The organism is Nitrospirillum iridis (assembly GCF_014205765.1).
In the GTDB taxonomy this organism is placed as follows: domain Bacteria; phylum Pseudomonadota; class Alphaproteobacteria; order Azospirillales; family Azospirillaceae; genus Nitrospirillum; species Nitrospirillum iridis.
Genome location: NZ_JACIIZ010000004.1, coordinates 149,614 through 175,718, shown reverse-complemented (window position 1 = coordinate 175,718; position 26,105 = coordinate 149,614). Strand labels below are relative to the sequence as shown.

At 68.1% G+C, this 26,105-nt stretch carries 16 protein-coding genes; 8 read left to right on the top strand and 8 right to left on the bottom strand.

The features are described 5' to 3' along the window. Positions 1-11: 11 nt before the first annotated feature. The 3 genes from iolD to FHS74_RS08340 form a co-directional block, all read right to left on the bottom strand. Positions 12-1,871, bottom strand: coding sequence for a 3D-(3,5/4)-trihydroxycyclohexane-1,2-dione acylhydrolase (decyclizing) (iolD, locus tag FHS74_RS08350; protein ID WP_343066888.1), 1,860 nt, complete (start codon positions 1,869-1,871; stop codon positions 12-14). After that, positions 1,868-3,823 carry a bifunctional 5-dehydro-2-deoxygluconokinase/5-dehydro-2-deoxyphosphogluconate aldolase gene (locus FHS74_RS08345; protein ID WP_184799385.1) on the bottom strand — a complete coding sequence of 652 codons (1,956 nt, stop codon included), beginning with the start codon at positions 3,821-3,823 and terminating at the stop codon, positions 1,868-1,870. Before FHS74_RS08345 ends, iolD begins: the two co-directional genes overlap by 4 nt. 97 nt (positions 3,824-3,920) lie before the next feature. Further along, the gene (locus tag FHS74_RS08340; RefSeq protein WP_184799383.1) at positions 3,921-4,808 is read right to left on the bottom strand and encodes a MurR/RpiR family transcriptional regulator; all 888 of its coding nucleotides are present in this window, start codon (positions 4,806-4,808) and stop codon (positions 3,921-3,923) included. A gap of 187 nt (positions 4,809-4,995) precedes the next feature. Here FHS74_RS08340 and iolG point away from each other — a divergent pair, with 187 nt between their 5' ends. The 5 genes from iolG to FHS74_RS08315 are packed head-to-tail and all read left to right on the top strand — an operon-like array spanning position 4,996 to position 10,905. Further along, on the top strand, positions 4,996-5,991 hold the full coding sequence (gene iolG / locus FHS74_RS08335) for an inositol 2-dehydrogenase (protein ID WP_184799381.1): 996 nt from the start codon (positions 4,996-4,998) through the stop codon (positions 5,989-5,991). Next, positions 5,988-7,373 (top strand): APC family permease, encoded by a 1,386-nt coding sequence (locus FHS74_RS08330; protein ID WP_184799379.1) that lies wholly within the window; start codon positions 5,988-5,990, stop codon positions 7,371-7,373. The genes iolG and FHS74_RS08330 overlap by 4 nt, the downstream gene beginning before the upstream one ends. Further along, positions 7,370-8,305, top strand: coding sequence for a carbohydrate kinase family protein (locus FHS74_RS08325; RefSeq protein WP_184799377.1), 936 nt, complete (start codon positions 7,370-7,372; stop codon positions 8,303-8,305). Before FHS74_RS08330 ends, FHS74_RS08325 begins: the two co-directional genes overlap by 4 nt. Beyond that, positions 8,283-9,659, top strand: coding sequence for a family 4 glycosyl hydrolase (locus tag FHS74_RS08320; protein ID WP_184799375.1), 1,377 nt, complete (start codon positions 8,283-8,285; stop codon positions 9,657-9,659). The genes FHS74_RS08325 and FHS74_RS08320 overlap by 23 nt, the downstream gene beginning before the upstream one ends. A gap of 31 nt (positions 9,660-9,690) precedes the next feature. After that, positions 9,691-10,905, top strand: a complete 1,215-nt coding sequence (locus tag FHS74_RS08315; RefSeq protein ID WP_184799373.1) for an ROK family transcriptional regulator — start codon at positions 9,691-9,693, stop codon at positions 10,903-10,905. On the opposite strand, the gene galA is transcribed toward FHS74_RS08315, so the two are convergent. The 4 genes from galA to FHS74_RS08295 all read right to left on the bottom strand — a co-directional run bounded on the left by galA (position 10,896) and on the right by FHS74_RS08295 (position 18,707). Then, positions 10,896-13,763 (bottom strand): beta-galactosidase GalA, encoded by a 2,868-nt coding sequence (galA, locus tag FHS74_RS08310; RefSeq protein ID WP_184799371.1) that lies wholly within the window; start codon positions 13,761-13,763, stop codon positions 10,896-10,898. The two genes, FHS74_RS08315 and galA, sit on opposite strands and share 10 nt — an antisense overlap. Before the next feature lie 139 nt (positions 13,764-13,902). Then, positions 13,903-15,996 carry a beta-galactosidase gene (locus tag FHS74_RS08305; RefSeq protein ID WP_246462999.1) on the bottom strand — a complete coding sequence of 698 codons (2,094 nt, stop codon included), beginning with the start codon at positions 15,994-15,996 and terminating at the stop codon, positions 13,903-13,905. A gap of 45 nt (positions 15,997-16,041) precedes the next feature. Beyond that, positions 16,042-17,661 (bottom strand): alpha-L-fucosidase, encoded by a 1,620-nt coding sequence (locus tag FHS74_RS08300; RefSeq protein WP_246462998.1) that lies wholly within the window; start codon positions 17,659-17,661, stop codon positions 16,042-16,044. Further along, positions 17,661-18,707 (bottom strand): LacI family DNA-binding transcriptional regulator, encoded by a 1,047-nt coding sequence (locus FHS74_RS08295; RefSeq protein ID WP_184799369.1) that lies wholly within the window; start codon positions 18,705-18,707, stop codon positions 17,661-17,663. The genes FHS74_RS08300 and FHS74_RS08295 overlap by 1 nt, the downstream gene beginning before the upstream one ends. 298 nt (positions 18,708-19,005) lie before the next feature. On the opposite strand from FHS74_RS08295, the gene FHS74_RS08290 reads away from it, so the two are divergent. Beyond that, positions 19,006-19,740 (top strand): FadR/GntR family transcriptional regulator, encoded by a 735-nt coding sequence (locus FHS74_RS08290; RefSeq protein ID WP_184799367.1) that lies wholly within the window; start codon positions 19,006-19,008, stop codon positions 19,738-19,740. A gap of 3 nt (positions 19,741-19,743) precedes the next feature. Here the strand turns inward: FHS74_RS08290 and FHS74_RS08285 are convergent, their stop codons facing one another. Further along, positions 19,744-22,437 carry a glycoside hydrolase family 3 C-terminal domain-containing protein gene (locus FHS74_RS08285; RefSeq protein WP_184799365.1) on the bottom strand — a complete coding sequence of 898 codons (2,694 nt, stop codon included), beginning with the start codon at positions 22,435-22,437 and terminating at the stop codon, positions 19,744-19,746. Between the two features lie 425 nt (positions 22,438-22,862). On the opposite strand from FHS74_RS08285, the gene FHS74_RS08280 reads away from it, so the two are divergent. After that, complete coding sequence (locus FHS74_RS08280) at positions 22,863-24,965, top strand: alpha-L-arabinofuranosidase C-terminal domain-containing protein (RefSeq protein ID WP_246462997.1); 2,103 nt, start codon at positions 22,863-22,865, stop codon at positions 24,963-24,965. Positions 24,966-24,990: 25 nt separating this feature from the next. Beyond that, entirely contained in the window at positions 24,991-26,061 is a 1,071-nt protein-coding gene (locus tag FHS74_RS08275) for an alpha/beta hydrolase (RefSeq protein ID WP_184799363.1), read from the top strand. Positions 26,062-26,105 lie beyond the last annotated feature (44 nt).

The window sequence follows — 26,105 nt, the reverse complement described above, 5'->3', positions numbered from 1 at the left end:
GACCGTGCTCCCTAGCGTTGATCTTTTTTTCTCGACTCGTAGGCCGCGCGGGCCTGGCGGACGGCCGCCCTGCCGGACACCTCGGGCACGGCGACATCCCACCAGGCGCCCCCGGCGGCGGTGGACACCGCCGGATCGGTGTCGATGACGATGACATGGACGTCCTCCCCAGTCCGCGCCTCGGCCAGGGCGGCCTCCAGTCCCGCGATGTCCGCCACCTTGACCGCCCGCGCGCCCAGGCTGGCCGCATGGGCGGCGAAATCAATGGCCGGCAGGGCCGTGTGGCGCGTGTCGGCCAGCAGGTTGTTGAAGGGCGCGCCGCCGGTGGCGCGCTGCAGCCGGTTGATACAGCCGAAGCCCCGATTGTCCAACACCGTGATGGTCAGCTTCAGGCCCAGCATGGCCGCCGTGGCGATTTCCGAATTCATCATGAGATAGCTGCCGTCGCCCACCAGGACGTGGACGTCGCGCTCCGGCTCCGCCATCTTCACGCCCAGGCCGCCGGCGATCTCATACCCCATGCAGGAATAGCCGTATTCAACATGGTAGCCGCCGGGGCGCCGCACCCGCCACAGCTTGTGCAGTTCACCGGGCAGGCCGCCGGCGGCGCACACCACCACCGCGTCCTCGGCGGTTTGGCGCCAGACCGCGCCCAGCACCTGGGCGTCGCTGGGCAGGGCGTCGCCATCCGGCGCGGCCGTCGCCGCCCGCCATGCCTGGTTCCAGCCCGAGACCGGCGCCGCCAGCGCCTCCGTCCAGTCCGCCGGCACGCGCCAGCCCGTCAGCAGCGGCGCCAGCCCCGTGAGCACGGCGGCCGCGTCGCCCACCACGCCCACGGCCCCCTGCTTGGCGGCGTCATGCGCCGAAACGTTGACCTGGACCAAGGTCCGGTCCGCCCCCTGGAACAGGGCGCGGGAACCGGTGGTGAAATCCTGAAGCCGGGTGCCGATGCCGATGACCAGGTCCGCCCCGGCCGCCGCCGCGTTCGCCACCCCGGTGCCGGTGACGCCCACGGCGCCCAGGTTGCACGGATGGTCCCACGGCAAGGTCCCCTTGCCCGCCTGCGTCTCCGCCACCGGTATGCCGGTGGTGGCGGCAAGGTCGGCCAGCAGGGCCTCGGCCCCGGCGTACAGCACACCGCCGCCGGCGATGATCAGCGGTCGCCGCGCGGCGCGGACGCGCATCACCAGATCGGCCAAATCATAGGGATCGGCCGGGGGCTGGCGGAACCGCCACAGGCGGGGGGCGAAGAAATCCTCGGGGTAGTCGCACGCCTCCGCCTGCACATCCTGGCAGAAGCCCAGGGTGACGGGGCCGCACGCGGCCGGGTCGGTCAGCACGACCATGGCCTTGGGCAGCACGTCCAGGATCTGCTCCGGCCGCGTCAGGCGGTCGAAATAGCGCGACACGGGCCGGAAGCAATCATTGGCCGACACGGTGCCGTCGCCGAAATCCTCGATCTGTTGCAGGACCGGATCCGGGCGCCGGCTGGCATAGACATCGCCTGGCAGGAACAGCACCGGCAGGCGGTTGACATGGGCCAACGCCGCCGCCGTGACCATGTTGGTGGCGCCCGGCCCGATGGAGGTGGTGCAAATCATGGCCCGCCGGCGGCGTGCCTGCTTGGCGAAGGCGATGGCCGCATGGGCCATCGCCTGCTCATTGTGGGCGCGATAGGTCGGCAGGGCGTCCTGACTGGCCTGCAGCGCCTCTCCCAGGCCAGCGACGTTGCCATGGCCGAAAATCGCCCAGCAGCCCGCGAAATACGGCACCGGCCCGTCCGGCCCCTGCACCCGCTGCGCCGCCAGGTACCGCACCATGGCCTGGGCGGCGGTCAGGCGCACCAGGCCCGTGCCGGTCGCCGCCGTCACGCCCCCGCCCCCCCGCCAGACGCGGCCCGGGCCTGCCGCCAGGCATCCACCAGGGTCTTCAGCTTGCCCGCCATCATGGCCACCACCTCGTCATCATCCAGGCGGTTGGCGAGCCAGCCGCGCGCGGCATCATAGAAGATGGTGCGCCCGACGGCGAAGCCCTTGACGATGCCGAACGGCGCCGCCGCCTGGAAGGAGGCCAGCAACTCCTCCTCCGGCGCCGACAGGCCCAGCAGCACCACACCTCGGCAATAGGGGTCGTTGTCCAGCACGGCCGCCTCGATATTGCGCCAAGCCAGGGGGTCGGCCACCGGTTCCAGCTTCCACCAATCGGGCTTGATCCCCACGGCGTAGAGCCGGCGGACGGCCCGGGCCACCGTCATGGCGTCGACGGGCAGGTCGGCGGGCAGGATCACCTCGGCCAGCATCTCGTGCCGGGTCTTGCGGCAGGCGTCGAACAGGCGCAGCAGCTGCCGCTCCTGCCGCTCCCGCAAATCAGCCGGATCGTCGGGATGATAGAAGACCAGGCATTTCACCACATGGTTCAGCGGCCATTCCGCCAGCTCCGTCGCCACGTCGGCGGAGCTTTCGAACACCAGCGGGCGGGACTTGGGCTCCTCGATGGGACGCCCGATCCAGTAGGGGTCATCCGCGGCGCTGGCCAGGGCTTCGAAACCATAGCGCCCATCCAGCAGCAGGCCGAAGCGGTCGTCGCCATCCGCCACCGCCTCCACCGCGCGCAGGGCCAGTGTCTTGAATACCGGGATGCGCTCGGGATCGGCCCCCAGTTCCGCCACAAGGTCCTCAAACTGGCTGCGGTGATCCACCGCCAGCACCGTCAGTTCGTCATAGCGGTGCGTGCGCGTGGTGGCCCAATGGATATGTTCCAGCTCGGCGCTATCCCGCAGGCGATGGGGCGGGTTGGACTGTGACAGAAGCCATTCCAGTTCCGGCCAGGTGGGCATGGCCGGGGCGCAGCCGTGGCGGGAGACGACGATGGCGCCACAAGCGTTGCCCCAGGTGCAGCACCGTTCCAGCGGCTCATCGCGCAACCAGCCGCGCAGGAAGCCCGCCATGAAGGCGTCGCCCGCCCCCAGGACGTTGAAGACCTCCACCGGGAAGCCGGGAACGACGATGCCGTCCGTCAGGGCGGCCGGTATGGCGCCCGGGAACGCGGCGCACCCCGCCGCCCCGCGCTTGGCAACGATCACGGCGTCGGTCAGGGCGCGGATGGCGCGCAGCGCCGCCAGGGTATCGGTCACGCCGCCGAGGATGTGGATTTCCTCCTCCGTGCCGACGATCAGGTCGCACAGGGGCAACGCCTCGCGCAGGCGGCTGGTGACCCCGCCATGGGCGACGAAGCGGTCCTCGCCCCGGTCGCGGCCGGTGAGGCCCCAAAGCACGGGCCGATAGTCGATGTCGAACACCACGCGACCGCCGCTTTCCTTCACCAGGCGGGCCGCCGTCATGCTGGCCGCGAAGGCCTGGGGCTGGGACAGGTGGGTCCCGTTGATCAGCACGGCCGCGGCACCGCGCAGCCAGTCCGGATCCAGGTCCCCCACATCCAGCGCCATGTCGGCGCAGTTCTCGCGATAGAAGATCAGCGGGAAGTTTTCGCGGTCACGGATACCCAGCAGCACCAGCGCGGTCAGCCGGTCAGGGTCGGAGACCACGCCGGTGACGTCGACCCCCTCCCGTTCCAACGCCTCGCGGATGAAGCGGCCCATGTGGTCGGCCCCCACCCGGGTCACCAGCCCCGTACGCAAACCGAGACGGGCCCCGCCGGCAGCCGTGTTGGTCGGGCTTCCGCCCAGGTATTTCGCGAAGGACGCCATGTCCTCCAGCCGGCCACCGACCTGCTGGCCATAGAGGTCCACGCTGGACCGGCCAATGGCGATCAGATCAAGCGACTTGGGAGGGTTTTGGGCGGGGGATTGCGCAGAAGACGCCATGCCGGTTCCAGCCTTGGGGGTGCCGGATCAGCACCCGATCGAATGGAACATATATTCCAAGTTTCATGTTCCTGTAAATAACATATCACGAAATGGGTCACGCCTTCCGACGACGGGTGCGCGACGCGGACTTGGCGCCCGCCCGCTCACGCTCGAACGCCAGGGTGATGACCAGGGTCTGCGCCAGGCACAGCGACGCGGCGAGCGACCGGAAACCCCGCACCTCGGACTCGCGCACCTGCAGCACATGGGCCGCCATTTTGGCCATGGGGCTGACCAGGCTGTCCGTGATGGACAGGACCTTCGCGCCGGCGGAAACGGCCGCCTCGACCGCGTGAACGGTTTCCTCCGCATAGGGATGGTAGCTGATGGCGATCAGCAGATCGGTTTCCCCCACGGCACCCATTTGCTGGCCGGTCAGGCCCCCCACCCCATCGACAAAGATGGTGCGCTTGCCCACCTGCTGCAGCGAATAGGCCAGATATGACGCCACGGGGAAGGCGCGGCGGAAACCGATGACATAGAGGGTTTGCGCCTGGTCTATCAGTTTCACGGCGCGCGTCAGTTCGGTCTTGGTCATGGTCTGGCGCAGATTTTCCAGCGCCAGCGTGTCCCGATCCACGAATTCGGCCAGCAGATCGCCGTCACCGTCGACGCCGGCCTGCTGGTCCAGGGCGACGTTGAATTGCCGCACCCGTTCGCCATAGCCCAAGGCGGTATGGTTGGCCAACAGGCCGTCGCGCAACAGACGCTGCATGGGCATGGCGCCGGAATAGCCCAGCGCCTTGGCGAAGCGGACGATGGCCGAGGGCTGCACGCCCGAGCGCTCCGCCACGACCGCCAGGGTTTCCAGCGCCAGGTCGTCCGGATGGTCCAGGACGAAACGCGCGATCTGCTGCAGCCGCTTGCTGAAGGTATCGTAGCGTTCCAATATGGCGGCCCGCAGCTCCTCGGCCGTGCGCGGCACGGTGGCAGTTCCCGTCATCGCCCCTCCAAAATTCAATGTATCCCCAAGCATAGACGCAGACCGGGTGAAGGCAACGCCGCCCGGCGTTATGGATATTCCATCATACCCCGTTGTATGATATTTTCATTCCATAATATGATGATGACCGCCCGCTGGACCGCGAAAGTCGGCACCACCGGCGGCCGGGCCTTGACAGGGAGCCTGCATGTTCGACATCGCCATCCTGGGCGCCGGCCGCATCGGCCGCATCCACGCCCGCAACGTCGCGGCCCATCCGGATCTCCGCCTGAAATACGTCACCGATCCCAACGGCACGGCCGCTGGCGCGGTGGCGGCTGAAACCGGCGCCGCGGTGGCCGACATCGATGCCGTCCTGTCGGATGAGGGCGTGCGGGGCGTGATCATCGCCAGTTCAACCGACCTGCACCTGGACCAGGCCGCCCGCGCCATCGCCGCCGGCAAGGCCGTGCTGTGCGAGAAGCCGTTGGACATGGACCTGGCCCGCGCCCAGGCCGCCGCCCCCGCCCTGGGCGGTGACGTCCCGCTGATGCTGGGCTTCAATCGCCGCTTCGACCCGCATTTCGCCACCCTGAAGTCCCGACTCGACGCCGGCGCCGTGGGCGCGCTGGAGACCCTGCAGATCACCAGCCACGACCCGGCCCCGCCGCCGGTCAGCTACATCAAGGTGTCCGGGGGGCTGTTCAAGGACATGGCCATCCACGACTTCGACATGGCGCGCTGGCTGCTGGGTGAACCGGTGACGGAGGTGTACGCCGCCGCCAGCTGCCTGGTGGACCCGGCCATCGCCGCCGCCGGCGACGTCGATACCGCCAAGACCATCCTGCGAACCGCGTCGGGCAAGCTGTGCGTCATCAGCAACAGCCGGCGGTCCGGCTATGGCTATGACCAACGCATCGAGGCCTTCGGCTCGCGCGGGCTGCTACGCGCCGACAATATCCTGGAAAGCGCCGTCTCCACCTGGGGCGGAAGCGCCGGCGCGCCGGGCATCGCCAGCGACGCCTTCCAGAATTTCTTCCTGGATCGCTATGCCGAGGCCTATCGCCGCGAAGTCGCCCATTTCGCGGACATCCTGGCCGGCCGCGCCAAGCCAAGCGTCGGCTATGCCGATGGTGTGGCCGCCCTGGCCCTGGCGGAGGCAGCCGCCCAATCCGTCGCCACCGGCCAGGCGGTCCGGTTATGACGCCGGCCGCGGCGCCCTCGACCAACCCCACCCTCAGGCCGGTTCGCGGCATCGGCCTGGGCGGTGGCCTTGCCGCCAACATCCTCAACATGGTGGGCATCGGCCCCTTCATCACCATCCCACTGGCCATTTCGGCCATGGGCGGACCGCAGGCCATGCTGGGCTGGCTGGTCGGCGCCGTCCTCTGCGCCTATGACGGCCTGGTGTGGGCGGAGCTGGGGTCCGCCTTTCCCCGCTCGGGCGGCCCTTACCACTATCTGCTCCACGCCTTCGGGCCCGCCCGCCTGGGCCGGCTGTTCAGTTTCCTCTACCTCTGGCAATCGCTGCTGATCGGGCCCCTGTCCATCGCCTCCGGCACCGTGGGGCTGGCGCAGTACGCCAGCTTCCTCGCCCCCGACATGAAGCCTTGGCACATGATGGCGGTCGCGGCGGGTGTGTGCCTGCTGAACACGGCGCTGCTATACCGCGATATCCGCTCCATCCAGCGGCTGTCCATCGGCATCACCGTGGTGGTGGTCGCCGCCTGTCTCTGGATCGTGCTGAGCGGCGCCCTGCATTTCGACGCCAAGCTGGCCTTCGACTTCCCCGAGGGCGCGTTCAAGCCCACCGGCGCCTTCTGGATGGGCATGGGCTCCGCCACCCTGATCGCGGTCTATGATTACGGCGGGTACAACAACGTCTGCATGATCGGGGAGGAGATCAAGAATCCCGGCCGGACCATCCCACGCGCCGTCCTGCTGTCCATCGGCATCGTCGCCCTGCTCTACCTGGGCCTCAACCTGTCCATCCTGGGCACGCTGCCCTGGCAGGTGGCGCAGAAGTCCGAGGCGGTGGTGGCGGAGTTCATGCAGGTCATCTACGGCCGCTGGGGCGGTGTCGTCGTCTCGCTGCTGATCCTGATCGCCAGCTGGGGGTCGGCGCTGGTGGTGCTGCTCGGCTTCTCGCGCGTGCCTTACACCGCCGCCGTGGATGGCCGCTTCTTCAAGCCGTTCGCGACCCTGCACCCCGAGGGGCGCTTCCCCACCATCTCCCTGCTGTTCATGGGCGTGGCGTCCGCCGTCGCCTGCTTCTTCTCCCTGGCCGATCTCATCGCGGTGCTGATCGTCATTCAGACGCTGTTCCAATTCACGGCCCAGTGCGTCGCCGTCGTCATGCTGCGCCGGCAAGGCCCCGCGGCGCCCGGACAGTTCCGCATGCCGCTGTACCCCTTGCCGGTGATCATCACCATCGCCGGCTGGCTGTACATCGTGGCCACCAGCCAGCCCCGGCACATCGCCATCGGCGTGGCGATGTTGAGCCTTGGCGTCGTCGTCTATCTGGCGCAGTCCCGGCGCGAAGGAGCCTGGCCCTTCCGGTATCCGGCCTGGCGGGCGGCGCCATGACGGACAAGATTATCGACGTGGCGGTGGTCGGCGAACTGTATATCGACCATGTGCTGAGCGGCTTCGCCAGTTGGCCCCAGCCCGGGGAGGAGGTGACGACCGACGCCTACACCCGGGAGGTGGGCGGCGGGGCCGCCAACACCGCCTGCGGCCTGGCCCGCCTGGGCCGCACGGTCCGATTGGTCGGCTTCATCGGGGAGGCGGACGCGGACTGGTTCCGGCGGCGCCTGGCCCCCTATGGCTTGGATAGCGGCGGCTTGCGCATCGGCGAGGGCCATAGCGGCACCAGCATAAGCGTCTCGACCCGCGAGGACCGGTCCTTCTTCACCCATGTCGGCGTCAACGGTGCCCTGCCGGCCCTGCTGGCCACCCCCTCGACGGTGGCCGACCTGTGCCGCGCCCGCCATGTCCATTTCGCGCTGCCGCTGGGCCGGGCCGTGGCAGACACCCTGTTGCCCGCGCTGCGGGCCGCCGGCTGCACCACGTCGCTGGATGTCGGCTTCCAGCCCATCTGGCTGCCCGATCCGGCGAACCATGCCACCTGCTGGGCGGTGGACCATCTGCTGCCCAATGAGAAGGAGGCGGCGCTGTTCTGCGGCAGCGACGCGGCGGACGACTATCTGGCCATGGCCCACCGCCTGGCGCTCGCCAACCCAGTCCTGAAACTGGGCCGGCGCGGCGCCATGGGCCTGGACGATGACGGCATCGTGACCGCCGCCCCGCCCCCGGTGGACGCGGTGGACACCACCGGCGCCGGCGACGCCTTCGACGCGGGCTATATCGACGCGCTGCTCGACGGCGCGCCGGTGCTTGAACGCCTGCGCCGCGCCTGTATTTGTGGCGCCCTGTCCACCCGGGTGGCGGGCGCCTTGGGGGGCATCCCCGACCGAACGGAACTATGGAGCACCTATGAGCAAACCTACCGATCGTAAGATCGCGATGATCGGCGGCGGCGGCGTGCGCACCCCGCTGGTCATCTTCGGCGTCAACGAGGCGGCCGAGACCTTGGGCGCCCGCGAAATGGTGCTGTACGACCCGGACCAGGAACGCTTGCGCATCGTGGCCGCCCTGGGTCGCGCCGTGGTCGCCAAGGAAGGCGGCAGCCTGAAGATCCGTGAAACCTCCTCCATCGAGGAGGCGGTGGAGGGTGCCGACTTCATCCTCAACAGTGTGCGCGTCGGCGGCATCGCCTCCCGCGCGGCGGATGAGCTGGCGGCCATCAAGCACGGCTACCCGGGACAGGAAACCACCGGGCCGGCGGGGGCCGCCATGGCGCTGCGCACCGTTCCCGTGGCCTTGGAACAGGCGCGCACGGTGGAGCGTCTGGCGCCGGACGGCTGGATCGTCAACTTCACCAACCCCGCCGGGCTGATCACCCAGGCCATCAGCAGCCATACCAAGGCGCGGGTGGTCGGCATCTGCGACACCCCCACCGAATTGCTGCATCGGATCACGCTGGCGCTGGGCGCCCGCCATGACGAGGTGGTGTGCGACTATGTCGGCCTGAACCATCTGGGCTGGGTGCGCCGCATCCGCCTGCGCGGCGAGGATGTGACCGAGCAGGTGCTGAACGACGACACGATCCTGTCGCAGCTGTACACGGCCCCGCTGTTCGACTTCGCCATGATCCGCACCTTGCGGCTGATCCCAACGGAATACCTGTTCTTCTACTACAGCCGCCGCCGGGCGCTGGAAAACCAGAAGCGCCAGGGCAGCAGCCGGGGGGCGGAGGTGGAGCAACTGAACCGCGACCTGTTCACCACCCTGAAGGACCGGCTGGGCGCCGATGATGGCGAGGGGGCGGTCGCCGCCTACGCCGCCTATCTCAACCGCCGTTCCGGGTCCTACATGAAGCTCGAGGCCTCGGCGGGCTCGGCCTTCGACAAGGACGCCCCCTTTGATGAAGACCCCTTCCGGGTGGCCAGCGGCTACCACCGCATCGCGCTGGATGTCATGACGGCGCTGCGCGGCGACAAGCCGGCGCGGATCATCGTCAACACGCGCAACGATGGCGCGGTGCCCAACCTGCCGGATGGGGACATCATCGAAACGCCCTGTCAGATCAGCCGCGACACCATCATACCCGAGCCGCTGGAAGCCCTTCCCGATGAGGTTCACGGCCTGGTGCAATCCGTGAAGTCCTATGAGCGGGCGGCCATCCGGTCGGCCATGAACACGGACCGGCTGACGGCCCGCATGGCCTTCCTGATCCACCCGGCGATCGGGGAGTGGGAGCCCACCGATCCGCTACTGCATGACCTGCTGGACCGCTGCATCCACTGCTGATCAGCCCCCCCCGCGAGAAAAGGGACAGCCCATGAATGCCGGGCCACCCCATCCCGCCCTTCCGCCGCCCGGCGATGACGGGCCTCGGACAGCCGTGGGGCGGGGACTGTCCGGCACCACGGGCGCACAGGCGCGGGACTATAATCAGCGCATCATCCTGCAATCCATCCGGTCGGCCGGTTCCCTGTCCCGACCGGAGGTGGCGGGCATCACCGGCCTGACGGGTCCCGCCGTGGCCTACATCTGCCGGCGCCTCGTCCGGGATGGGCTGTTGCTGGAACGGGACCCGCCGGTCGCCGTCCGGGGCAGGCCGGGCCGTATCCTGTCCATCAACCCGACGGGTGCGATGGCCATCGGGGCCGACATGGAAGAGGGGCGGCTGACCCTGACGCTGATGGAGTTGGGGGGCCGCATGCCGAAGCGGCTGACCCGCCTCATCCCGCGCGCCATCCCGACCGCCTGGGCGGAGGCCATCCTGGACGGTATCCGGGATCTGGCACCGGGCGCCGGGGACCGGGGGCCGATCGGGCTGGGGTTGGCCTATGCGCCTGATCCCGGCCACGCCTTGGCGGCGGCGGTGGCGCGCCAGCTTGCCGGCCAGCTGCCCTACCCGGTCCACGCCCAAACCGTAGCCATCGCGGCGGCCTTGGGCGACCTGCACTTCGGCCCCGGGCTGCACGAACCCAGCTTTTTCCAGATTCTGATCGGGCGGACGTTGAGCGGCGGCCTGGTCCTGCAAGGCCGGCCCTTTCCCGGGACGGGCGGTCACGGCAACGATATCAACCTGCTGATCCCCCATGGCGGGCCATCGGCCGCCATGGGGATGGGCAACACCGTCTCCCTGGCCGGCCTGCACCGCCACCTGGCGGCCCATGGACGGGTCATCGACGGCGAGGAGGCGCTGACCACCCTGGCCGACCGGGGCGACAGTGTGGTCATGGATTGGGTCGACATCTGCGCCCGCCTGCTGGAGGGGCCCATCGTCACCATCACCTGCCTGGTCAACCCGCCCGCCATCCACCTGAGCGGCCGGCTGCCGCCATCCCTGCTGGACCTTCTGGCCCGCGCGCTGGAGCGACGCCTCGCGGGCGGGAACAAGCTGCCGGGCCGCGTCCGCATCGTGGTCGCCCCCCACGCCATGTCCGCCGGGGCCGCCACCCTGCCCTTCCTGCACCGGCTGCTGCCCAAGGATGATGTCCTGCAAAAGACCGCCGGGCGCCGGCCCCGCGCCATTGGTCAGGCCTGACGCACCAGGACGTTGCCGCTGAAGCCGAAATCGGCGCCGGCGGGTGTCCGGAACAGCAGATCCAGCCGCCGCCCCCCCGCGCCGGCGGCCAGTGCCACCTCCATCCGCCCGGATGCCGCTTCGGTCTTGCGACCCAGCAGGCGCCCCCCCTCGTACACATCGCAGGCACCGACAAGGCTCAGGAAAACCACGCGTCCACCGTGGCGCCCGACCCTGGCCTGCGGTGTGAACCGGACGGAGCACAAGGTGTAGCCGTCCCCCGCCTGCGGATCGTGCGGCCACCGGGTGCCGAAATCATCCCAAGCGGTCATGTCCGCGGCCCGGAAGGCCAGCGCGTCTTCCGCCGTTGGCGCCAGCGGGGCCGCGTACCAGGTGTCCAGGGGAAGGTCGGTCGGCGCGGTCATCTGCCGGCGGGGGGATGGCGCCGCATCGACCGCCACCTGGCTGCTGGCGCCTTTCAAACCGGGGGCCGTCGCCCGCACCACCAGGGTGCGGGGACCGCCCGCCCGCGTCTGCACGATCAGTTGGGCCAGGCCGTTGAACAGGGCGCGGCGGTTCCCCTTCTCCGGGGCCGCACTGTTGGGGTCCCCGTTGCCCAGGCCGATGATGTCGGCCCCCTCGACCGTGAACGTCACCAAATCCTGGGCCAACGGGACCGACCGGCCACGGGCGTCGACCGCCTCGACCGTGACCGGCATGGCGTCCAGCCCATCGCCGACCAGACGGTCGCGATCCGGCGTCAGTCTCAGCGCGACCGCCGGCCCCGTCGTCTCGACCCCGGCCCGGGCCGCCACCTTGCCGCCGGTGTAGCCCACGGCTTCAAGCCGGCCCGGCGCGTAGACGACCAGCCAGTGGTTCATGTCATAGGGGTCGACGGGCTGGCGGCCCAGCGAGCGCCCCTCCAGGAACAGTTCCACCTCCTCGACATTGCCGCAGGCCATGACCTTGATGGCCTCGCCCTCCCGACCCTGCCAGTTCCAATGCGGCACCAGCGCCAGGACGGGCCGGTCCGTGACCCATTGCGCCCGATGGATGTGGAAGGCGGCCTTGGCGAAACCGCACAGATCCATGATGCCATAGAAAGAGGAATTGGAGGGCCAGCCCCACGGCGACGGCTCGCCATGGTAGTCGAAGCCGGTCCAGACGAAGCCGCCCGCGATGAAATCACGGGTGGCGATCTCCTTCCAGGCGCCGCGATGGGTGTTCCAGCCCTTCACCGGGTCATCGTAGGCGGCGATGGTGCGGGCGTCCTTGTCCGTCACATAGGCGCCACGGGTGCTGAGCGCGCTGGTGTCCTCCGAGGAGATCAGGGGGACATCCGGGTGGGCGACGTGAAAGGCGTCGTACTTGTCCTGCTGATAGTTGAAGCCGACGACATCCACCGCCTGGGCCACGTTGACGGGCGTGAACAGGCCGCCGTTCATGGCGGCCGTCACCGGCCGCGTGCCGTCCAGCGCCTTCACCGCGTGCGCCATGCGCCGAACCATTTCATAGCCGGCGGCGGAACCCTGCATCGGTTCCTCGTTGAACACCGACCACAGGATGATGGAAGGATGGTTGCGGTCACGCCGCACCATCCACCGCAATTGGGCCAGGGAGTCGGGCGCGGGGTTGAATTGCCGGTTCTCGTCCATCACCAGCAACCCGTACCGATCGCACAAATCCAACACCACGGACGTGGGCGCGTTGTGGGTGCAGCGGATGGCGTTGCAGCCCAGTTCCTTCAGCCGGCGGATGCGGTAGTCCCACAGCGCGTCCGGAATGGCGGTACCGACGCCGGCGTGGTCCTGGTGCACGCAGACGCCCTTGATCTTCAGCGGCTGGCCGTTGAGGAAGAAGCCCTTGTCCTTGTCGAACCGGGCGGCGCGGAAACCACAGGTGGTGACGACGCTGTCGACGCGGCGGTCGTCCGCCATCAGGTCCGTCCGCACCCGATAGAGCGTGGGTGTCTCCACGCTCCACAGCCGCGGTGCCGCGACGCGCAAATCCAGGCGCGCGACGGCCCGCTCCAGCGACGGGACGGAAACCGGCGTCCGGCCGCCGACCAGCACCCGGCCGTCAGCGTCCTCAAGGCTGCTGACCACCGTCAGCGCGGCCGCCTCCGTGCCGGCGTTATAGGCGGTGACCTCCACCGGCAGGACCCAGCCGCCCCCCTCCGGCACGGGATGGGCGAAGACCCCGTCGGTGACGATATGGACGGGATCCCGTTTGACGATGCGGACGGGACGATAGAGGCCGCCGCCTTCGTACCACCAGCCCTCCATGGCGTGCGCGTCCACCCGGATCGCCAAGGTGTTCAGGTCATCGCCGAAGGTGGCGAAGGGTGTCAGGTCGATGGTGACGCCGTTGTAGCCGCTCCAGTTCCGGTCGACGACGGTGCCGTTGAACCACACCGTCGCATGGGTGGCCACCCCGTCGATCTGCAATTCGATATGGCGCCCCTGATCAGCGGGATCGAAGCGCAGCGACGTGCGATACCAAGCGATACCCCGCCGGCGATAGCCCTGGGCCCGATTGGCGTCCGGCTCGATCGGCTGGAAGCTGACGAAATCATGGGGCAGGCGCACCTCGGCCCAGTCGGAATCATCGAAGCCCGGGGCAGCGGCCCCCCACGCCTTGCCCGCCTTGGCATTGTCGTAGGATTCGTCCTGGCCCAGGATTTCCGGAAAGGGAATATCCCCCTCGAAGAAGCGCCACCCCTGGTCCAGCAGCAGCACATCGCGCGGGGCGGTGGATGCGGGCATACCCCCGGCCCGCGCCCCGGCGCTGACACCAGCCCCCACGGCCAGCAATGACGTCGCCGCCCCGGCGGTCTTGAGCAGCCGCCGCCTGCTGATCCCCGTGCCGCCGTCCGCCATGTGCCGATCCCGCCTCAACCCGTGCCGGGCCACCCCAGCCATCTCTTGATCGTATCAATTTTTCATTTCAGCAATAAACGGAAATTTCATTCCATTTTATGCGCGGCGCCGCGCGGATGGAAGGGACCGCCAGCCATGCTCACGGAACAAGATCCGCTTCCTGCGGCCCAAGGACGATGGCGCCGTCGTAGGCGTGACGACTGATGATACCGGTCTTGCGGGAGGCGATCGGGATCCGTTTTTCCTCGCCTGTAGTATTCACGAACAGCGTACGCCCGTCGACAACCCGGGCGTAGACGCCCTCGGGCGTCTGGGGTCCGGGGTGGACGCCGGCCATCGTGTAAACCTGGCGCAGAATGGGGCCGACAACCGACACGTTGGACTCCGTGGCCAGGTATATCGCCGTGCCCTTGCCGAACTTGTTGACGGTGACCGCCGGCGACAGCTCCCGCGTGTTGGTGAAGGTGGCAAGGACCTTCGCCGTGGAGGGTTCGAGGACCTCGTAGTACCGGACACCGGTGGTGATGGTGTCCTGGCCCATACCAATCTTCAGCGGCGCGTCGGCGCGATAGAAGGCGTTCGTCTTCAGCCCGAAGACATCGGACAGACGCCCCGGCAGCGGCGTGTTGAACCATTGCCCATGCTCGTCGATCTTGGCCGAATAGCCGGTCATCAGCACGGTGCCGCCGTTGACGACATAGTCGCGGAGCGCCTGGGCGCTGGCGGCGTCCATCAGATAGTCGGCCGGCACGACAACCAATTTGTAGGATGCCAGGGCGTCGTGTCCGACATTGATGATGGCCGTGTCGATGTTGTCGCGGAACAGCGGCTCAAAGGCCCCTTGCACCTGATCGCCATAGGTGGACTGGAAGTATTGCCGGGTGGTGCTCGACGGACCGTTGGGGTGGGAGGCGATGGCGGAATCGAAGGAATAGGCGATCGCCACCTCGGGGTGGGTGTATCTCGGGAAGCCGTATTTGGCGAGCTCCCGGAACTCCGTGGCGATGCGGCCGAACTCATCCACCTTCCATGACGGGGTGCCGTCATGGTCCACCAGGCCGAACAGGGCCTGCTCCTCCCCGCCCAGGTGGCTGTTGAAGGTCCAGGCCAGGATGCCCTGGGCGCCCAGGATCAGGCTGAGATAGGCATACATCCGGCTGCGGCCGGGCGTCCCGTAGTCCCCCCCGCCCCCGGCGGTGAACTCGTTGAACCAGATGGGGGTGGGCAGGTCGCCCTTGGTCATCAAGGCGCCCAGCGCGCCGCTGACGGGATCCGCCGGGTAGAAGCCCTCCGCCCCATAGGTGACATAGGACTTGTAGGTCGACAGATAGTCGAAGCCGCGCCGTGGCGCGTTGTCCCAGAGGTTCGAGAGGGTGGGCATGTCCGGCATGTTGCGGCGGCGGATCTCATCCAGTTCGCGCAAGCGGGCCACGGTGACGTCAGACCAGTAGCGGTGCAGATCCAGGTAGCGTTCCGCCGGGCCGGGCCCATCGGCAAGGGGCAGGTCGACGTCATTGAAATCATTGAGCCGGCGCGACCAGCGCTGTGTCGCCCAGGCCTTGTTGAGCGCCTCCACCGTGCCGTATTTCCGCTGCAGCCAGGTGATGAAGCGCTGCCGGTCCGCCTCCGAATAAGACATGAAACCGTTACCGATCTCATTGTCGTAGCCGATGGCGATGACCGCGGGGTGGTGGGCATAGCGCTTGGTCAGCATGTCGGCGAGGATGCCCGCCTCGCGCACGTAATCAGGATCGCTGATGTTGTCCATGTAGCGCTCCGCCGGCGGCACGCGGTCACCCGACTGGTTGACCAGGTCGACCCCCGGATATTTCCGGTGCAGCCAGATGGGCGCGGGCGTGCCCGGAATATCCAGGATCACCCGGATGCCGGCCGCCCGCATCTTGTCCATGACGGTGTCGAACCACTCGAAAGTGAACTTGCCCTGCGCCGGTTCGAACGAATCCCAGGAGAGATCGCCCAGGCGCACGACGGTGAAGCCGGCGCGCTTCATGATGGCGATATCGCGGTCGATCTCCTCGGGCGAGCGGTCGATGGGCTGATAGCAGGCCCCCACGAACAGCTGTCCCGGCCCAGGCCAGTTTGGATGCGCCTGCATATCCTGGGCGGCGGCCAGTCCGCCCCATGCGCCGCATAGCAAGCCCATGATGGGCAAGCCCATGATGGCGGAACGGATCAGCGACGTGCGCGACCGGCGGGAGAAACGCGTCTTCATTGTTTTCTCTTCATGTCACTATGATCGGGTCGGAACCGCCACCGCTCATCGGATGCGAAAAGCGGGGGTGAAGGTCGGCCGGCCGGCCGGCAGCGTGATGACGACGCCATCATCGCCCTGGTCAAAGCGCAGGGCGTCGCCGCCCAGGAGGTCGACACGGTTGATCGTCCTCGCCCGCTTCCCCAGCGTACGGATCGTAAGCTGGTCGCCCACGGGCCATTCCATGGCGAAGGCGTAGAGCGCGTCACCTTTGGTGGTGAACCGGATGTCCTGCGCCGTGAAGGGCTGAAGCTTGGTCTCGTTGAATTTGCCCGCCGCCACCTGGGTCGGGCCCTCCCCATAGGCGGACCACGGCCGGGTGGCGAAAATCCCCTCGCCGTTCACCGCCATCCAGCCGGCCAGGTCCTGCAGGACGCGGCGTTCCCGTTCGTCGATGGTGCCATCGCTGCGCACGGGGATGTTCAGCAACAGGCAACCGTTCTTGCTGACCACGTCGACCAGCCGCTGCACCACTTGCGATGCGGTCAGATAGCCGTCGCGTTCATACAGCGGCCGGCTGTAATGCCAATCACCGATGCAGGTGTCCGTCTGCCAGGGCTCCGCCACCACGTGATCGTTGAAACCGCGCTCGATATCGGCCACCACGGCGCGGCGCTGCAGGTCCGTCAGTTCCTTGCAGTTCACCACCACGTCCACCTTGCCGTGCCGGGACAGGCTCTGATTGTAGTAGTGGGCGACGGCCTTGAGGCCGTATTCCCCAAGCGGCAGGCCGGTATCGTCGAAATAGACCAGATCCGGCTGGTAGCGGTCGGTCAGATCATTGGCGCGCTTCAGCCAGCGCTCGGCGAAGGCGCGATTGTGCGGCGGCACGGATTCATCCCAGACGCCATCATGGGCCTGGTGCCAGGCCTCCATCGCCGCGACATCGGTGATCCCATCGGGGATCACGATGTTGCGGCCGGTATACAGATCCTGCGGATCCAGCCCCTGCCACCATGTCCCCTTGCCATCGGCCTTGGCCAAGCGGAAGGCGTCATAGCGTTCCCCCGCCCGCGGCCCCACGGCGTCATAGCCGTAGGCCGTCTGGTACCAGTGCCACGCGTGGGCGCCATGGTTGCTGACACCGAAGCGCAGCCCATGTTTGCGCGCGGCGGCGGCCCAACCGCCGACGATGTCCTTCTTCGGTCCCACCCGCGTGGCGTTCCAGGCGTGGTGGTGGGAATCAAAATTGTCGAAATTGTCGTGGTGGCACGCCATCGACACCAGGTATTTGGCGCCCGCCGCCTTGTAGAGCGTGGTCAACTCCTCCGGATCCCAGCGTTCCGCCTTCCAGCGGTTAATCAGCTCCATGAATCCGAACTGGGCGGGATGGCCATAAGTCTTGACGTGGTGCTCATAGACCGGATCGCCCTGCATATACATCCGGCGGGCATACCAATCCCCAAACTCCGGCGCGCATTGCGGCCCCCAATGGGCCCAGATGCCGAATTTCGCGTCGCGGAACCATTGCGGCGGCGTGTAACCGGCCGCCAGGGAATCCCAGGTGGGCAGAAAAGGGCCCGCCCCCGCGGCCGTCGCCGTGGCGGGAAGCGCGCCGGCAGCCATGGACAGGGCGGCGGCTGATCCGCCACGGCGCACAAAGTCACGTCGGGTGAGGTTGGTCATCAGACGGTATCATCCTTTACGAGAGGCTGGCGCAGGGTGGAGGCGCGCGGAACCAGACGCGCGGCCACCAGGTCGGTGGTCGGCGACAACCGGCGCCCATTCTTCTTGTCGGCGAGGTCGAGAACGAGGGCGGCGAGGCGCCTGCCGATGGCCTCGCCCCCCTGGTCGATGGAGGACAGGGGCACGCGCAGGAAGTCGGAGTAGGAGACATTGCCGCAGCCAATGACGGCGATATCTTCGGGAATGCGCAGTCCCGCGTCCAGAATGGCCCGCATCGCCCCCATCGCGGACGGGTCGTTGTAACAAAAGATGCCGTCGGGAGGGGTCGGCGTCGCCAGCAACCGTTGCGCGGCCTCATAGCCCGCCCGTTCGCCGCGATGGTCGCCCGAGCGGCCCAACGGGGCGACGTGCCCCGGCAACGGTTCCAGGCCGTGCGCCGCGAGCGCCTGGCGATAGCCCGCCAGACGCCCGGCAGCCGTGCTGACCTCCGGTCCCCGGATATGGGCGATACGGCGACAGCCCTGCTCGATCAGGTGGGCGGTCGCAAGCGCGCCGACCTCCTGGTCCTCATTCCCCACGAAGTGAGCGTCAAGGCCGTCGAGACGACGGTCGAACAGGACGCACGGCATCTTCTGTTCCACCATCCTGCGCAAACCCGCCGCCGACGACTGCGTGGACGCCAGCACGATGACGTCCACCTGGCGGGCCAGCAGTCGCTCGATTTCCTGCCGTTCCAAATCCGGATCCTCGTCGGATGAGGAAATGAGCAGGCCATAGCCCTGGGCGCGGATGTCGCTGGAAATGACTTTGGCGATACCGGCGAAAAAGGGATGAAGCAGATCCGGGACGACCAACCCGATGGTCCACGCCTGCCCGGTGACCAGGGATCGCGCGGTGAGATTGGGCTGATAGCCCAGTTCGCCCACCCGTTTCAGCACCCGCCTGCGGGTTTCCTCCGCGATATCCGGATGATCGCGCAGGGCTTTGGAAACGGAGACGACAGACAGCCCCAAATCCTGGGCGATGTCCTTCAGGCGGACCGCCATGCCATGAGCCCTTCCCCCAGTCGCGCCCGAAGCGCGGCATTGTCCGCAACCGACGCCACGAGGTGTCAGTTAACGTTAACTGTATCGTTAAAGCATATTTATTGCCGGCAAGGGGGCGGGTCAAGGGCAAATACGGACCGTCAACGATGGCGCGACCGCTACGCAGCCCCCCTGCCCGCTCCGGCTGAGGTGGCGCCGTTCCGGTTGGTCATCGCCGCCGCATGGGGCTTCGGCCCGGGCGCGCGTTGCGGTAAATAAAGATATCTCGATTGGCATAGGTCCCAACGGACAGTGGTTCATGGATGAAATGATCGCCGGGCTGACCCGGCTTGGCCGTGGTTCCCCTTTGCGCCTGCATGGGGTGGTGGCGCGTCAGCTGGGCATTGACATCGTCTCCGGCCGGTACCGGCCGGGGGAGATATTGGAAAACGAGATCGCCAATAGTGAACGGCTGAAGGTTTCGCGCTCCGCCTACCGGGAGGCCTTGCGCATCCTGGCCGCCAAGGGGCTGGTGGAAAGCCGGCCCAAAACGGGGACCCACGTTTGCCCCCGTTCCCGTTGGAACCTGCTGGATCCCGATATCCTGGCCTGGCACTTCGCCACCGAACCCAGCGCGGACTTCATCTACAGCCTGTTCGAGCTGCGCATGATCGTGGAGCCTGGGATCGCCGCGCTGGCGGCGGAGCGCCGCACGGAGGATCAACTGACGCGCATGACGGCGGCCCTGGATGCCATGGACCGCCACACCCTGGCGACCGAGGCGGGCCAGACGGCGGACAGCGACTTCCACAATACCCTGCTGGAGGCCAGCGGCAACCCGCTGATGGGTGCGCTGGCCGTCAGTATCGCCGCCGCCGTGCGGTGGTCCACCATCTACAAGATTCGGCAGGGGGCGGTGCCCAACGAGCCCATCCCCCTGCACCGCTATGTCCTGAACGCCGTCGCCGCCGGCGATGCCGAGGCCGCCCGCAACGCCATGCGGCTGCTGATCACCGAGGCGTTGCGGGACACGGCCCAGACGCTGAAGGCCTGACGGTCAACGGGGCAAGGGAACGCCGGCCGCCGTGGTGAAGCGGGCGTGTTGGCCCGCGACGCCGGTATCCGGCTGGCCGGACCCGACGCTGACCTCGTAGGCCCCGGCCATGACCTGCCTGTCACCTTCGCGGGTGACGAAGCTGAGGTCGCGCGGCGACAGGTCGAAGGACACGGTGCGGCTTTCGCCCGCCGCCAGGGACAGGCGCTGGAAGCCGCGCAGGGCCAGGCGGGGGGCGCCGTCGAACGCGGGCGGCTTGAGGTACAGCTGCGCCACCTCCTCCCCCGCGCGGCCGCCGGTGTTGGTCACGGTGGCGGTGACGCGCACGCCGTTTTCCGCCCGCCCTCCCACCGGTTGCACCGTCAGCGGGCCATAGCTGTAGCGGCTGTAGGACAGGCCGAAGCCGAAGGGGTAGACCGCCTGGCCGGTGAAGTAGCGGTACGTCCGACCGGTCATGGCATAGTCGTCGAACGGCGGCAGGTCGGCGACGCTGTGGTAGAAGGTCAGGGGCAGGCGCCCCGCCGGGTCGGCCTTGCCCGACAGCACGTCGGCGATGGCTTGGCCCCCGGCCTGCCCGGGATACCAGGCCTCCAGGATGGCGGACGCGTTGTCCTTGGCCCAGCTGAGGTCCAGGGGGCTGCCGTTCAGCAGAACGACCACCAGGGGCTTGCCGGCCTGCTTCGCCACCTCCAGCAGGTGGCGTTGCTCCGCCGGCAAATCCAGGGAGGTCTTGTCACCGCCGGCGAAGCCCTCGATCTGGCGCTTCATCTCCTCCCCCTCCAGGTCGGAGCTGAGGCCCACCGCGGCCACCACCACGTCGGCCCCGGCGATGGCCGCCCGCACCTCCTGGTCGGCGGCGGCATCGGCGGCGGTGGAGACCCGCTTCCACAAGAACTCCGCCCCGCCCATGCCGTGCACGTCGGTCGCGATGCGGATGGGATAGCGCCGGCCCCTTTCCAGCGTGACGGCTTCCAGCTTGGGCAGTTCGCCCCATTGCACCGGGCCAATGTCGACATGCCGGCCGTCGAATTCAAAATCACCGGAAAAGCCGGCCAGGCCCAGGCGGTAGGTACCGGATTCCGGCGGCACCAGGAAGCCGCTCCAGACCACGCGGTACTGATCGGCCACGGCTTTCAGATCATGGCCGCTGCCGCCGACAATCGGCTCCGTCCGCGTCACCACCGGCTGGTCCGCCACCGTCAGCGGCGGCATCTGGCCGAAAGGCGCGTCCGGCGCCGGCGGCTTGGGCTCCCCCACCGCGTTGAAGTACTGCGCCAGGACGCCGGGCCCGCCATCGGGTGTCTGCAAGGCCGCCGTCGGCACCGGATCGCCGTCCATGGGCGTGGGCTGGAAGGGCACGTGGATCACCCGGGCGCCGGCCAAGCTTTGCCGCAGACCGTCGAGCAGGGAGACGGGGGGCGCCGACAGGGATGACGAATAATTGCCGCGCAACACCCGGGTGGAATCGCCGTGCGGCCCGATGACCGCAACCGTCAGACCGGGCTTCAACGGCAGCACGCCGTCGTTCTTCAGCAGCACCAGGCTCTTGGCGGCGGTGGTGAGGGCCAGTTGCCGGTGCGCCGCCGTGCCAATGGCCTGGACGGGGACGGGCGCCACTGTGCGGGCGTTGAGCCCCGCCAGGTCGCCATTGCGATAGCGGGCGGAAAACAGGCGGAGCAGGGCCAGGTCGATGTCCGCCGCGCTGATCAGCCCCCGGCGAAAGGCCTCGCGGTAGCGGTCGGCCAGGCCGGGGCCGCCGCCGAACAGGGTGGCGACGTTGCATTCATTGTCCACGCCGGCCTTGACCGCCGCCGCCACCGCCGCCGCGGGATCGGGTGCGTATTTGTGATTGTCGGCGATGTCCTTCACCGCGTCGCAGTCGGACACGACATAGCCGGTGAAGTGCCAGGCGCCGCGCAGGCGCTCCTTCAACAGCAGGTCGCTGGCGCAGGCGGGCTGGCCGTTGATGCGGTTGTAGGCGCACATGATGGACCCGGCCCGGGCATCGACGATGGCGGCGCGGAAGGCCGGCAGGTAGGTGTCCTCCAGATCGTGCGGCGAGACATAGACGTTGGCGGTGTGGCGCGTGGATTCGGGTCCGCTGTGCACGGCGAAATGCTTGGGGGTCGCCACCACGTCCGGCAGGTCGGGGTTGGGGCCCTGCATGCCGCCGACAAAGGCCACAGCCAGGCGGGCGGTCAGGTAGGGGTCCTCGCCATAGGTCTCCTGCCCCCGGCCCCAACGGGGGTCGCGGAAAATGTTGATGTTGGGCGACCAGGTGTCCAGCCCGGTGCCGATGCGCCCCAGATGCCCGGTGTCGCGGCCAAGGGTGTGCAGCGCCCGCACCTCCTGGCTGACGGCGGCGGCCACGTCATGGATCAAGGGCGTGTCGAAGGTCGCGGCCAGGCCGATGGGTTCCGGGAAATTGGTGGTGGGCACGGCGCCGATGGCCCCATGCAGTGATTCCGTCCACCAGTTGTAGGCGGGAATGCCCAGGCGGGGGATGGCCGGCGCCACGTTGACCAACTGGCCCAGCTTTTCCTCCAGCGTCATGCGGGCCACCAGCGCCGCCGCCTTTTCCCGTGCCTCGGCCACGACGGGGGCGGGCTTGGCATCCTCCGCCGCCCGCGCGGGCGGGAGGGGCGTCAGGAAGACCGTGCCCAGCAGCGATGCCAGGAATGACTTGGGCAGACGCATGATGTTTTCCTCCGGTTTTATTGGTTCAGGCTCTAAGGGCCAGCCCCTGAAGGCGGCCGGGAACGCTAGGTCAGCCGATGCCGCTCACCCGGGGATGGGCGCGGATGCGCACCGGAAGCCGCGAGAGCGGTGTAACTCCGACAAAAGGGCCCGGCGATCACCCGTCATGGTTGACATGGCATCGTCGCGGCGGAACACGGCAGGGGTCGAAAGGGCACGCGCCGCGCCATCCACTGCTCCCGTCAGCCCTGTTTCCCCCATGGACATCCCATCCTCCCCGGTTTTGCGGCCTAAACTGGCAGATCTTGACTCCATGTCAATACTCAGACAAATGGATGGTGCCGATTCAATGTTACCGGTACCGGACGCCCAGCCTCGACGCTTGGTGGATGCAAAACAAGGGGCTCGCGCCCCCGGGAGGACAGATGGCGATCTCCATGAAACGCGGCTTGCGGCCCTGGCCCGTCCGGCTGGCCGGCGTGATGTCCGCCGCCTTGCTCACGGCGGGCGCCGCCCATGGCCAAGCCGTGACGGCACGCATCGATCTCACCCATCCGGCGGCTGCGGTCACCCCTTATGCCTACGGCATGTTCATCGAACCCATCGGCGGCCTGCTGAACCGCGCGCTGTGGGCTGAACTGCTGGACGACCGGAAATTCTATTTCCCGGTGGTGGCGGAGGGCCAGGATCCGCCGCAGCCTGAGTCCGTGGAGGGCAAGCCCGCCCTGGTGAACCGGAAATGGCGCCCCCTGGGCGACGCCGCCGCCGTGACCATGGACAAGACCCAGCCCTATGTGGGCACGCACAGCGTCCGCGTCGCTTTGGATGGCATAGGGCCGCATGGCTTCGGCCAGAACGGCGTGGCGGTCACCGTCGGCAAGGCGTACGCCGGGCATGTCGTGGCCAGGGGGGCGGCGGGAGCCGCGATCCAGGTGGCGCTGGTTTGGGGGCCCGGGCCGGACCAGCGTCGGACGGTCAACCTGCCCGCCTTGGGCCCGGACTGGCAACGCCTGCCGTTCACCGTCACCGCTGGCGCCGACACCGAAGACGCGCGGTTTGAAATCACCGGCACGGGCACCGGCGCGTTCTCGGTCGGAACCGTATCCTTGATGCCGGCTGACAACATCGACGGATGGCGGGCCGACACGACCGCACTGCTGAAGACGCTCCATTCCGGCTTCTGGCGCCTGCCGGGTGGCAACTTCCTGTCCAACTGGGACTGGCACGGCGCCACCGGCCCGCGCGACCGTCGCCCGCCGGTGTACGACTATGCCTGGAGCGCCATGCAGCCCAACGACGTGGGCCTGGACGAGTTCATGACCTTGACCCGGCTGTTGGACGTCGCCCCCTATGTCACGGTCAATGCCGGACTGGGCGACGCGCATTCGGCGGCGGAAGAGGTGGAATACCTGAACGGCCCCGCCACCAGCGCGTGGGGCGCCAAGCGCGCCGCCAACGGCCATCAGGCACCCTACGGCGTCCGATTCTGGAACATCGGTAACGAGCCCTACGGCTGGTGGCAGATCGGCAAGACCACGCTGGATTATTTCGTCATCAAGCATCGCGACTTCGCCGCCGCGATGCGCGCGGTCGATCCCACCATCACCCTGATCGGCTCCGGCGCCATGCCGGACCAGATGCATCCCCGCGATGCCAAGGAGAACGCCAGCCTGGACAGCATCCAGCCCAAATTCGGCACGGAGGATGACTGGACCGGCGGCCTGCTGGCCAAGGCATGGGGCGACTTCGACGGCCTTAGTGAGCACTGGTACGACCGCGTGGAGAAGCGTCCCGATGCGCCGCCCGACGCCGAATTGATGGAATTCGTCCGCTCCCCCTCCAACCAGGTGCGAATGAAGGCGGAGGAATGGGCCATCTACCAGCAGCGCTTCCCGGCGATGCGGGACAAGCCCATCTTCCTGTCCATTGATGAGTACGCCTATATCGGCGCCAAGCCGACCCTGAAGATGGCTCTGGCCTATGCCATGGTGTTGCAGGAGATGCTGCGGCACACCGACTTCATCACGATGAGCGCCTTCACCTTCGGCATTTCCACGCTGGACACCACACCCGCAGCCTCGACGCTGAATGCCACGGGACAGATCTTCAAGCTGTACGGCGACCATTTCGGGGCCGGCGTGATCCCGGTCGCGGTGACGGGCAATTCCCCGCGGCCCGACCCAAGGTTTCCGGTCGGCTATGATCACCCGCGGGTGAAGGCGGGCAGCCCGACCTATCCCCTGGACATCATCGCCGGCCTGGCGCCGGACCGGCGGACGCTGCTGATCGCCGTCGTCAATGCCACCACCAAACCCCAGCCGGTGTCCATCGCCCTGGAGGGCGCCCAACTGCGGGGCGACGGACGGGTATGGCGGCTGTCCGGCGCCACGCCGGAAGCGGAGAACAAGGTGGGGGCCACCCCTGGTGTGACGATCACCGAGAGCCGGGCCCCCGCCCCCCGCGGCGGGCTGACCGTGTCGCCGCTGTCCACATCCATCTATGCGTTCCCCGTCCGGAACGCCGACTGACGACCACGCAGGAGGGGAGAACGCGATGAAGAAGCCTGCCCACAGGATATTGGCGGCGATGCTGGCGGCCTTCGCCCTCGCGGCACCCGCCCGCGCCCAAATGGCCACGGAAAGCCCCGCACCAGTGGTGGGCGCGAAACCGGTGACCGTGGACCACATCAAAGTCCATGGCGCGGCCTTGGAAGGAAGCCTGGAGGGGGACGCCGCCGGCAGGGACGTCTTCGTCCTCCTGCCACCCGGATACGCCGCCCATCCGCACAAGCGCTATCCCGTCCTCTACGCCCTGCACGGCTATTCCATCGGGGCGGCGCAATGGATGGCGGAAATCCATGTTCCCCAAACCGTGGAGGGCGCGTTCGCGCAGGGCGCCCGGGAAATGATTGTCGTCCTGCCGGACGCCAAGACGGTGCACAACGGATCGATGTATTCCGGTTCCGTGACCACGGGCGATTTCGAGACGTTCATCGCCCGCGACCTGGTCGGCTACATCGACGCTCATTACCGCACCATCGCGGCGCGGGAGAGCCGGGGGCTCGCCGGCCATTCGATGGGGGGATACGGCACCGCCCGCATCGGCATGAGGCACGCCGACGTCTTCGGCGCGTTGTACATGCTGAGCCCCTGCTGCCTGTCCCCCCGCACGCCCGGCGCCGTCGATCCGGCGACGGAGGCAGCGCTGGAGGCGGTGAAGACACCGGCGGATTCCGCGGCGCTGCCGTTCATGGCCCGGGCGCAACTGGCCACCGCCGCCGCCTGGTCACCCAACCCGCTCAATCCGCCGCTTTACCTGGATCTACCGGTCAAGGACGGTGCCGCGCGTCCCGACGTGCTGGCGAAATGGGCGGCCAATGCCCCGTTGACCTTCATCGACCAATACGTGGGGGCCCTGCGGCGCTATCGCGCCATCGCCATCGACGTCGGCGACCAGGATGGACTGAGGGTCGACGCGGCCAAGCTGCATGAGGCGCTGGACGCCTATCACATCCCCAACACCTTCGAGATTTATCCGGGCACCCACACCAGCCACGTGGCGTTCCGCATTCAAGATCAGGTGCTGCCCTTCTTCAGCCGCACCCTGAATTTCGGACCGCGCTAAAGTCCCGCTCGTCGCCCGGGAACCGGCAGGGCCCGGGGTTTCCA